Origin of the sequence: Lawsonibacter sp. (assembly GCF_022777125.1) — a bacterium.
In the GTDB taxonomy this organism is placed as follows: Bacteria; Bacillota; Clostridia; order Oscillospirales; family Oscillospiraceae; genus Lawsonibacter_A; species Lawsonibacter_A hominis.
In genome coordinates, this window is sequence record NZ_JALFGV010000034.1 from 1 (window position 1) to 10726 (window position 10726).

General features: G+C 61.2%; 9 protein-coding genes. 7 read left to right on the forward strand and 2 right to left on the reverse strand.

Annotated elements, in window-relative coordinates:
• Positions 1-490: 490 nt before the first annotated feature.
• Positions 491-2506: a serine hydrolase domain-containing protein gene (locus tag MR825_RS02955; RefSeq protein ID WP_287878757.1), complete on the forward strand. Its 2016-nt coding sequence runs from the start codon at positions 491-493 to the stop codon at positions 2504-2506.
• 353 nt (positions 2507-2859) lie between these two features.
• Here the strand turns inward: MR825_RS02955 and MR825_RS02960 are convergent, their stop codons facing one another.
• Entirely contained in the window at positions 2860-3780 is a 921-nt protein-coding gene (locus MR825_RS02960; RefSeq protein ID WP_186908731.1) for an acetylxylan esterase, read from the reverse strand.
• Between the two features lie 150 nt (positions 3781-3930).
• Here MR825_RS02960 and MR825_RS02965 point away from each other — a divergent pair, with 150 nt between their 5' ends.
• The 6 genes from MR825_RS02965 (at position 3931) to MR825_RS02990 (ending at position 10172) form a co-directional block, all read left to right on the forward strand.
• Positions 3931-4809, forward strand: a complete 879-nt coding sequence (locus MR825_RS02965) for an AraC family transcriptional regulator (RefSeq protein ID WP_186908730.1) — start codon at positions 3931-3933, stop codon at positions 4807-4809.
• A 139-nt stretch (positions 4810-4948) separates the two neighbouring features.
• Entirely contained in the window at positions 4949-6343 is a 1395-nt protein-coding gene (locus tag MR825_RS02970; protein WP_287878762.1) for an ABC transporter substrate-binding protein, read from the forward strand.
• A 74-nt stretch (positions 6344-6417) separates the two neighbouring features.
• Complete coding sequence (locus tag MR825_RS02975) at positions 6418-7311, forward strand: carbohydrate ABC transporter permease (protein ID WP_186908728.1); 894 nt, start codon at positions 6418-6420, stop codon at positions 7309-7311.
• A complete protein-coding gene (locus MR825_RS02980) occupies positions 7311-8156 on the forward strand; it encodes a carbohydrate ABC transporter permease (protein WP_186908727.1) in 846 nt (281 codons plus the stop codon). Before MR825_RS02975 ends, MR825_RS02980 begins: the two co-directional genes overlap by 1 nt.
• Positions 8157-8193: 37 nt before the next feature.
• Positions 8194-9312: a Gfo/Idh/MocA family protein gene (locus tag MR825_RS02985; RefSeq protein ID WP_186909078.1), complete on the forward strand. Its 1119-nt coding sequence runs from the start codon at positions 8194-8196 to the stop codon at positions 9310-9312.
• Between the two features lie 266 nt (positions 9313-9578).
• The gene (locus MR825_RS02990) at positions 9579-10172 is read left to right on the forward strand and encodes an AAA family ATPase (RefSeq protein WP_186909079.1); all 594 of its coding nucleotides are present in this window, start codon (positions 9579-9581) and stop codon (positions 10170-10172) included.
• Positions 10173-10563: 391 nt separating this feature from the next.
• On the opposite strand, the gene MR825_RS02995 is transcribed toward MR825_RS02990, so the two are convergent.
• On the reverse strand, positions 10564-10719 hold the full coding sequence (locus MR825_RS02995) for a 3-keto-5-aminohexanoate cleavage protein (protein WP_353845859.1): 156 nt from the start codon (positions 10717-10719) through the stop codon (positions 10564-10566).
• Positions 10720-10726 lie beyond the last annotated feature (7 nt).

Here is a 10726-nt window from a genome sequence, read left to right on the forward strand (position 1 = left end):
AGTAAATAACAACAAACAAGCAAGAAAAACCTATTTGCTTTTTCGATAAGGGACTTTGTCAACAGCCCCGATAAGTTGCATAAATTGAAAAAGGGCTAAAAAGAGACATGGCTTGCAGATCCGGTAGAATGAAGTTGCGGCACACCGTTCTGAACGGAGAGCGCAAACCATGGCCGAGATCGGACTGACCGAGACGTTTTCCTCCCAACGGCACAGCGGCATAACCGGTATCGTAACCCAGATACAGGCCTTTTGCCGGGCTGTACCGTATAGCGTCCTGAAAAAATGATTCTGCCGCGTTCCTCCAAAACAGCAGCACCGCGTGTTCGCCAAAGGCGAACACGCGGTGCTGCTGTTTCAGGGGAAAGGGACTTGACCTTCCACCGGGTGGAGGGTATAAGATAATACCGGAAGGCGGGACCGAACGGCGGTTTCGCTTGCGCTTTCGCTTCATACGCATTATGATAGAACATGAAAAGGAGGAGACGCAATGAAACGAAAACAGATGTTCTGCGGGGCGCTTGCCCTGTGCCTTGTCCTGTCTCTGACCCTGCTGCCCGCCGGGGCCCAGGAGAGCGGATTGGCCGCGTCGGCGGATCAGGCGGCGGAACTGGCCATGCAGTACGGCCAGGCCGACAGCGTCCAATACGCCCTGTGGGAGGACGGAGCAATCATCCTCACCGGCCACCGGGGGAATTACTCCCGTACTGAGAACCGGGCCCTCACCGACGAGATCCTCTACGGCGTGGGGTCGGTGAGCAAGATGTACACCACGGCGGCCGTCATGAAGCTGGCGGAGGCGGGAAGTCTCGCCCTGGATACGCCGGTGAAGACCTACCTGCCGGACTTCAAAATGGCGGACGAACGTTTTGCGGAGATTACCGTGCGGATGCTCCTGAATCATTCCTCCGGCCTGATGGGCTCCACCTTTACCAGCGGCGTTCTCTTCAACGACCCGGACGAAACGGCCGCCGATACGCTGCTGGAGCGGCTGAGCACCCAGACCCTCAAGGCGTCCCCCGGAGCGTTCAGCGTCTACTGCAACGACGGCTTTACGCTGGCCCAGCTGGTGGTGGAGGCGGTCTCGGGCATGGACTTCGATGAATATGTGCAGCAGGCCATTTTGGAGCCCGCCGGGCTGGAAGACACTTATTTTCCCGGCGATCCATTTGACCCGGCGCGTCTGGCCAGGACCTATCTGGGCAGCGGCGACCGCGCGCTGCCGCAGGAGACGCTTGGGGTCCACGGGACGGGCGGCATCTACGCCACGGCGTCCGATCTGGCCGCGTTCGGCGGGCTGTTCTGCGGCACGCAGCTGCTGGCCCAGGCGTCTCTGGACGCCATGGCCGCGCCGGAGTATGCCGGGGGCCTGTGGCCTGAGGACGTTGAGGACGCGATGGCCTACGGGCTGGGCTGGGACAGCGTACAGTGGTATCCGTTTGCCTACAGCGATATCCGGGCCTTGGTCAAAGGGGGCGACACCACCCTGTATCACGGGGGTCTGGTGGTGCTGCCGGAATACGGCCTGTCCTGCGCCGTGCTCTCCTCCGGCGGGGTGAGCACCTATAACGAGATGGCGGCCAGCCAGATCCTGATCGCCGCCCTGGAGCGGAAGGGGACGCACGTGGACACGGCGGCCCACAGCCTGCCCCAGGCCCGGAGCGCCGCCATGCCGGAGGAGCTGCTGGCGTATGCGGGGCTGTATGCCTCCTCCAGCCAGGTGACGCAGCTGGCCCTGACCGAGGACGGGACGCTGACCCTGGGCGAGAGCGCCCTGCGTTATCACAGCGACGGCTCCTTCCGAAACGAGGCGGGGAACCTCATGGTCCGGTTCGTGGAGGCGGAGAACGGAGAGACCTATCTCTGGCAGAAGTATTATATCCAACTGCCCGGACTGGGCGAGCTGCCGGGCTCCAGCTATGTTTTCCAGAAACTGAAGGAGAACCCGGTCCCGGAGGCGGTTCAGGCGGCCTGGGACGCCCGGAACGGGAAGATCTACCTCTGCCTGAACGAAAAGTATAGCTCGCAGGCCCTGGCCCTGGCGCTGCCGGCGGCCGGACTGGCCAGCCTGCCGGGCTATATGGCCTTTGACCGTATCGTGGATGAGAACTACGCCGAGGGCGTGGCGGTCATCCCAGGCCTGGCGGGCCGCGACTGGCAGAACGTGCGCCTGTTTGAACAGGATGGGGTGGAGTACGCACAGACCTCCGGCATGCTCTGCATGGACGCGGCCGCCGTCCCGGCGATCTATGCCGGCGCGGGCTCCTATTCCACCATTCAAAGCGACGGTTACATCCGCTGGTATCGGACCGGGAGCGCCGCCGGAAAGCATGTGCAGGTCCAGGTGCCCGAGGGAGGCGGTTTTACGGTGTACGACGGAAACGGTCAGACCGTTGCCGCCTCCTGGATGTGGGGAGATACCGCGGTGACCCTGCCGGAGGGCGGTTATATCGCGTTTGCCGGCGCACCCGGCCTCCGGTTCCAGATCACGATGGCCGAACGATAGGCGCGACCCGCCCGGCTGGCCGCCGTGTGCGGCGCAGGAGTGCTTTGACCTGCCGGCCGGGATCGGGCGGCCGAAACGCTTTGCCCCAGCGGCACAGCGGCATGACGGGTACCCCGTCCCGATACAGGCCGTTTACCGGGCCGCGGAGCGCAGCTTCCTGAAAACATGACGCTGCCGCGTTCCCGACAAACAGCGGCCCTGCATGCAAACCGCTTTGCGCGATGTGCATGCAGGGCCGCTTTGCCGTACCCGGAAGACCGCCGGCTGGGCCGGCGGGCCCCAGGAGCCGCCCGCTCCGCGGAACGAGGTGGGCGAAAGGCGCCCCATCGAGGACCGGCCGCTGTAAAAGAGCCTCAGGCGTACAGGTGGAGCCAGGCGGAGAAGAGGACCATGCTGGAGCGGGAGTGGGTGTGGGTCTGGTGTTCCAGGTAGGTGTACTGCTTCGTACCGGGCAGGCGGGAGAAAAGCCGTTCGACCGTGGCGGCCGGGCAGGTGTCGTCCGCGCCGCCGGAGGAGAGCATGACAGGCATGCTCAGCCGGTGGGCATGGCTCACGGTGTCCACCAGGCCCAGACGGCGCCAGAACGCCTCCGGTTCGACCTGGCCCCGGACCGGACGCAGCAGACCGTACGCCTCCCCGTTCAGGCCAGTGTGGGGAAAGTCCGTGAGGAAGGGCAGGTCGGCGCAGACGCAGCGCACCCGCTCCGGCCCCAAAAGGGAGGCGAGCAGCAGGGAGCCGCCGCCCCCCTGGCTGGTACCGAAGAAGGACAGGCGGTCAGGCAGCACATCGGGCCGCTCCAGCGCCCAGCGCACAGCCAGCAGCACGTCGGACAGCCAGTCCTCATAGCCGCCCGGCGCGCCCAGGGCGGTGTTGGGCAGCACGGGCCAGTTCCGGTCAGGCAGGGCCAGGCTCCAGTCCGCGCCGGAGGGGGTCACGTAGCCCAGAGGGGAGACGTGAAGAATATGGAAATTCTGGTCGCAGAGCTGGGGGTGCAGGCTCATAAATCCACCGTATCCCGGCAGGTTGATGAGCAGCGGCGCCGGCGTCTTGAGCGCGGGCTGCCAGTAGCCGTAGAAGGCCCTGCGCCCGTCGGAGGCCGTGAAGCGCACATACCGGTTGACCAGGGTATTGGGGCAGTTGCCGAAGGGCTCGGTAAGAGGGTCGTACGCAAGGCATTCGCCCTGTACGCGGACCTGCCGCGTCCGCTCCAGCAGTGCATCGCACCAGGCATCCACCTGCTCCGGCGCGGGGTAGTAACCTGTTACAGCTTCCATAGCGGCTCACTCCCAGTCTGCATTCGATTCATGCGCGTTTTTTCTTTATTATAACAGCAATTTCACTTGTACCCAACGGTATAGTTCGCTTATAATTAGCATGAAACGGTTACAAACTGCGTTTTTTGTCCGATGGAGGGAGGGGAAACGATGCATATCCCACAGTCGCTGTATTCTTCCATGCGCCTGATCTTTTTGTATGTGGATCGGTATGTCTTCCGCAGGGGATGGGCGTACCCGGAGAGTTACGTGCCCTACTGCATGCTGCGCTATATCCTCAAGGGCAGCGCGGTGTTCCGGGTGAATGGGGAGGAGTACCTGGTAGGGGAGAACGAGATCTTTTATATCCCTGAGGGCTGCCAGCTGGAGTGTCATGCCCTGGGCGAGGAGTTCGAGTTCATCTCCATCCGCTTCACCGTCACGGTCCAGCTGGACGGCAGCGACTTTTTGGCGGAGTACTTCCACATCCCCCGCGTGACCCGGGGAGCGGACGGGGAAGTGCTGGGGTATTTCCAGCAGGTGTACCAGAACGCAACCACCCAGAATTCCGGAAAGCTCTTCCGCATCCGGGGCAACCTGGAGCTCATCCTGGCCTGGCTGGTGGAACGGACGCCGGAAGCCCGGGTCGAAGAGAGCGAGCTGCCGGAGGCCGACTTTTCGGTGGAAGGCCTGCGCCGCCGGGAGAACCGGTCCCATTCCATCAAGCGGGACCCCCGTATCCAGGTGGTGGTGGACTATCTGGTGGCCCATCCGTCGGAGCCCTTCGACTCGGAATTTCTCTGCCGGATGGCGGATATGAGTCCCTCCTCCCTGCGGAGGCTGTTCAGGGAGCATACCGGAAAGTCCCCCGGGGCCTTTGTCAAAGACCTGCGCATGATGACGGCGGCCCGCCGCCTGCTGGTCACCAACGAGCGCATTTCCACCATCGCTTATGAGGTCGGGTTTGACGACGCCAACTACTTTGCCCGCATCTTCAAATCGGTCTTCGGTGTCTCGCCTCAGGAATACCGCGCGGCGTCCCGCGCCTGAGGCAGAAATAAAACGATTATATCATAAGCGTTTTATGCTATCTTTTGGTAATTTTTGCTCTATGAAATACACTGGGGAGTTTTATAATGAGGGTGCAGACAAAACCAACAAAAAGCCGATTGAAGTGAAGGAGGAAATTATGAAAAAAGCACTGTCTTTGCTCCTGGCCAGCGTGATGCTGCTCACCTGCCTTGCCGCCTGCGGCAACAGCTCCACTCCCTCCGGCAACAGCGATACGCCGCCCGCAACCGCTCAGACCGGCGGCGCACCGGAGACCGGCTCCCGCGACCCCGCCGCGCTGGAAGGTGAGATCACCTTCTGGCATTCGTTTACCCAAGGGCCCCGGCTGGAGACCATCCAGGCGGCCGCCGACCAGTTTATGGCCGACAACCCCGGCGTGAAGATCACGATCGAGACCTTCTCCTGGGCCGACTTCTATACCAAGTGGACCACCGGCCTGGCCTCCGGCAATGTGCCCGATATGTCCACAGCGCTGCCCAACCACGTGGTAGAGATGATCGATGCCGACGCCATCATCCCCATGGACAACCTGATCGATTCCATGGGCCGGGACCGTTTCTATGAAGCCCCCCTTGTCGAGATGACCGCCGAGGACGGGCACTGCTACGCAGTACCTCTGTACTCCCACGCGCAGGTTATGTGGTACCACAAGGATCTGCTGGAGAAGTACAATCTGGAGGTCCCCACCACCTGGGATGAGCTCTACGAGGCGTCCAAGATCATTACCGAAGGCGAGGGCGGCAACGCTTACGGCACTTCCGTCCCTATGGGCACCAACGATATGATGGCCACCCGCTTCCTGAACTTTTATGTCCGCAGTGCGGGCGAGACCCTGCTTACCGAGGACGGCAAGGCCAATCTGACCAGCCAGGCCGCTATTGACGGCATCAACTACTGGGTCAAGGTGTACAAAGACTGTTCCCCCACGGACTCCATCAACTTTAACGTGCTGGATCAGGCCACGCTGTACTACACCGGAAAAATCTGCTTTGACTACAACTCCGGCTTCCAGATCGGCGGTGTGGAGACCAACGCGCCCGAGCTGTTGGACCAGATCGACTGCGCCCCCATGCCCACCATCAACAAGGGCGATCCCCAGGTAGGCTATGAGACCTCCAACATCCCCATGGTCATCTGGAAGAACTCCGCGCACCCCGAGATCTGCGAAGCGTTCATCAAATATCTGTATGAGCCGGAGAATTACGTGCCTTTCCTGCTGTCCGTCCCCGTGGGTATGCTGCCCGCGCTGAAGGAGATCGCCGATAACGAGCAGTTCCTGTCCGACCCCATGGTGCAGAAGTTCTCCCATGCAAAGGACGTCATCAGCAAGGCTGTGGGCGAGGGGACTGCCATCGGTATGGAAAACGGCCCCCGTCCCGAGGCAGGTCTGCTGACCAGTCAGGGCGTGATCGAGAGCATGTTCCAGGATATCGTCATCAACGGAACACCTGTGGAGCAGGCGGCGAAGGCGGCCGAGGATAAGCTCAACGACCTGTTTGAGACCGTTGGCTGACCACGGATAAATGACCCGAACAACCGGCGGGGGCGACCACTCGCCCCCGCCGGTTTCCTGAGAGGGGGTTTACTATGAGATTGAACAACCGCTATCGGACGAAGATTGCCGGGTTCTGCTTTATCCTGCCGGCGCTGCTGGTGGTGGGCCTGCTGCTGCTGTATCCGGTGGTTTCCAGTATTTTTTACAGCTTCACCTCCAAACACCTCATCAAACCCGGATATGATTTCGTCTTCTTTGATAACTACATCAAGATCCTCACAGACAAAGACTTCTGGATGTCCTTCCTGACCAGCGTGAGGTGGACGATCGTCTCACTGATCGGACAGATCGTCGTGGGCTTTACCGCCGCCCTGGCGCTGGAGCGGATCCGTCACGGCAGGGGGATCTACCGTACGCTGCTGATTATCCCCTGGGCGTTCCCCTCTATCGTCATCGCCCTGTCTTGGAAGTGGATTTTAAACGGCGTATCCGGCTTTTTGCCCAATTTCCTGGTAAAGATCGGGCTGTGCCAAAGCGCGCCCCAGTTCTTCAGCAGCGGAGGGCTGGTGTTTCCTACGCTGGTGTTCATCAATATCTGGTTCGGCGCGCCGCTGATCATGGTCAACGTGCTCTCCGCGCTCCAGACGGTCCCCAAGGACCAGTATGAGGCCGCCCAGCTGGACGGCGCGTCGCCGTGGCAGTCGTTCGTCCATATCACACTGCCCCATATCCGGGTAGTGGTAGGCCTGCTGGTGGTGCTGCGCACGATCTGGGTCTTTAACAACTTCGACACGATCTACCTCATCACCGGCGGCGGGCCGGCCAACCTGACCCAGACGGTGCCCATCTACGCCTATAACGTGGGCTGGGGCCTGAAGCAGCTGGGGCGTTCCTCGGCCGTCACAGTACTGTTGCTGATCTTCCTGTTGATTGTATGCATGTTCTATTTTAAGATTCTGGATAAATGGGAAAAGGAGGGGGCCTGATGGGACGCAAACGCCTGCTGAAGCGCGGCTGGTTCGGTGATACCGTCAGTTATCTTTACTTGACGGTTTTGGCCATCGTCGCAGCTTTTCCGCTGATGTGGATCCTGCTCTCCTCCGTGAAGGGCAAAGGGGAAATGATCGGAGATCCCACGGCCTTTTTTCCCAAGACGCTCACCCTGGATAATTTCCGCACCGTGATTGGGCAGCTCCATTTTGGATCCAATATGGGCAACAGTATTGTTGTAGCGGTCTCCACTACTCTGATTGCCATCACGGTTTCCGCGCTTGGGGCCTACGGTGTGGTCCGTTTTTTCCCCAAATTCGGCAAGATCATGACCCGTGTCCTGATCACCACCTACATGTTCCCGCCGATCCTGCTGGCGGTGCCCTACTCCATCATCATGGGCCAGGCCGGGCTGATGAACAGCCGGGTGGGCCTGGTTATCGTGTACCTGTCCTTCTCGGTCCCCTACGCGATCTGGCTGCTGGTGGGCTTCTTTCAAACGGTGCCGCTGGAGATCGAAGAGGCGGCCCGGGTGGACGGGGCCAACAAGCTGCAGGTCTTCGGCCGGGTCGTGTTGCCCATCGTGGCCCCCGGACTGGTAGCGGTGGCCATCTACACCTTTATCAACGCCTGGAACGAGTTTCTCTATTCCCTGATCCTGATGAACTCCAGCGAAAAAATGACGGTGGCGGTGGCGCTGAAGTCCCTGGAGGGCCAGGAGGTATTGGATTGGGGCGTTATGATGGCAGCTTCCGCCATGGTGGTGATCCCCTCCGTCATCTTCTTCATGCTCATACAGAAGAAGATCGCAGGCGGTCTGGCGCAGGGTTCCATCAAGTAGGGTTTTCATGCCGTATTTTCTATAGGGAGGAATTGTTATGAAAAACATTGGCTACGCCATCGTCGGCACCGGCTATTTCGGCGCGGAGCTGGGGCGTATCATGAATACGCAGGAGGGGGCCCGGATCGTGGCCGTCCTGGACCCGGAAAACGGGGAGACTGTTGCCAAAGAGCTGAAATGCGACTGCGAGACCGATCTGGATACGCTCTGCGCTCGTGCGGATGTGGATGCGGTCATCGTGGCTACCCCCAACTACCTGCACAAGGATCCCGTCCTGACGGCCGCACGGCATAAAAAGCACGTTTTCTGCGAAAAGCCCATTGCCCTGAGCTATGCGGACTGCGACGAGATGGTGCGCGCCTGTCAGGAAAGCGGCGTCGTCTTTATGGCCGGTCATGTGATGAACTTTTTTCGGGGCGTGCGCCATGCCAAACAGCTGATCGCCGAGGGCAAGATCGGCAAGCTCCTCTATTGCCACTCCGCCCGCAACGGCTGGGAGGAACCCCAGCCTTCCATCAGCTGGAAAAAGCTTCGGTCCAAGTCCGGCGGGCACCTCTATCACCACATCCATGAGGTGGACTGCATCCAGTTCCTCATGGGACATGCTACCGAAGTCACCATGACCGGCGGGAATGTGGCGCATCAGGGGGAGCGGTTCGGTGATGAAGATGATATGCTCTTTCTGCTCATGGAGTTTGGAAACAACACCTATGCTGTGGTTGAGTATGGCTCCGCCTTCCATTATCCGGAACATTATGTGCTGATCCAGGGAACGAAGGGTTATATCCGTCTGGACATGTGTAATGCCGGGATGACTGTAAAGACCGTGGACGGCCCGGAGGAGCACTTCCTGCTCCATGAGAACCAGGCGGAGGACGATCAGCGCACCTACATCTACCACAGCACTGAGATGGACGGCGCCATCCAATACGGCCGCCCGGGCAAAAAGCCGCCGCTGTGGCTGCACGGCATCATGAAGAATGAGATGAAGTTCTTTAACGGCATCATGCATGGCGATCCCGTCACAGACGAGTTCCGGCCGCTGCTGACCGGCGAGGCGGCCCGGGCCGCCATCGCCACCGCAGATGCGGCGACCCGCTCCCTGCGGGAGGACCGGAAGGTCAAGGTCTCCGAAATCATCGGCTCCTCCCTGTAGCGGGGGCCCGCCGGCCACGGGTGCGGCCATTCGTCCGGAGGGAATCTTCTGCGTGCTCAGTCGTAAGAGCACTGTTTTCACGGTATAGGGCCCTGCACCGGCGCCTTCCCCTGGGAGAGATCACTCTGCCAGGGGAAGGCGCCGGCTGCCTCTCAGCGTGTCCCACCCCATGGCGCAGCGCAGGGACGGTCGGGAAAAGGACCGCTTTTTCCTTTGACGGGACAAGGAAAATCGATTATACTGAAAGCAGAAGAGGAGGTGTCCCTATGAAACACATCGTCATCACCATCGGCCGGGAGTATGGCTCCGGCGGACGGCTCATCGCCCAGCGGCTGGCGGAGGAGCTGGGCGTCACCTTTTATGACAAGCAGCTCATCGCAGAGGTAGCCAAGCGGACCGGGTTTTCCGAGCACTTTGTCCGGGATGCCGAGCACCAGCGGCCCACCAACAGCTTCCTGTACGACCTGTACTGCGCCGTGCAGACCCCGTCCGTCCCCGACCAGATGTTCATCGCCCAGGCCAAGGTCATCAAGGAGGCGGCGGCCCGGGAGTCCTGCGTCATCGTGGGCCGCTGTGCGGACTACATCCTGCGGGAGGAGCCGTACTGCCTGAAGACCTTCGTTTACGCCCCGCTGGAGCAGCGCGTGCGCCGGGCCCGAGAGGCGTACAACGTGGAGCAGCCCAATCTGGAGAGCTATGTACTGCGGCAGGACAAGGCCCGCGCTTCCTATTACAATTATTTTGCCACCGGGCGGTGGGGGGACAGCCGGGAGTACGATCTGTGCATCAACAGCCGCATCGGCATTGACGCAGCGGTGGAGGTCGTAAAGACCGCCGCCTGCGGCATGGCGGGGGAATGACGGCGCGGACGGCCGTGCCGGAGGCGCAGGTGCGGGCGACGCTGGAAAGGCTGCGGGCCGACCATATGCAGGCCCAACCCGTACCCCGGACCGGGCGGGGGCTGGCCGCGCCCTGCGCCAAGCTGGGCCGCTGCGTGGCTCTGTGGACGATCCCGACCCGGCCGCAGGCTGTATGTGCCCGGCGCGGCGGTGCTGCAGCTACCTTCTGGTGGGCCGTCAACGCATCCGGGGACGCATCCGGGTCGTCCTGGCCGGAGAGCCTCTGGGATCTTGAGCGGGCGGCGGCACGGAGAACCTGGCGCGGAGTCTTTTTTGGCAAGCGAAAGGCTGCGGAGCATTGCTTTCTCTGCAATGCTCCGCAGCCTTTTTATGGGCTGTTCTGCGGGGAAGTTTACTTCAGGCTGAGGATCTCGCGGGCCTCGTCGGGCGTGGCGACTTCCCTGCCGAACTCCTCGATGACGCGGCGGGCGCGGTCGACAAACTGCACGTTGCTGTCGGCCAGCTTGCCCTTGGAGTACATGACGTTGTCCTCCATGCCGACGCGGATATGGCCG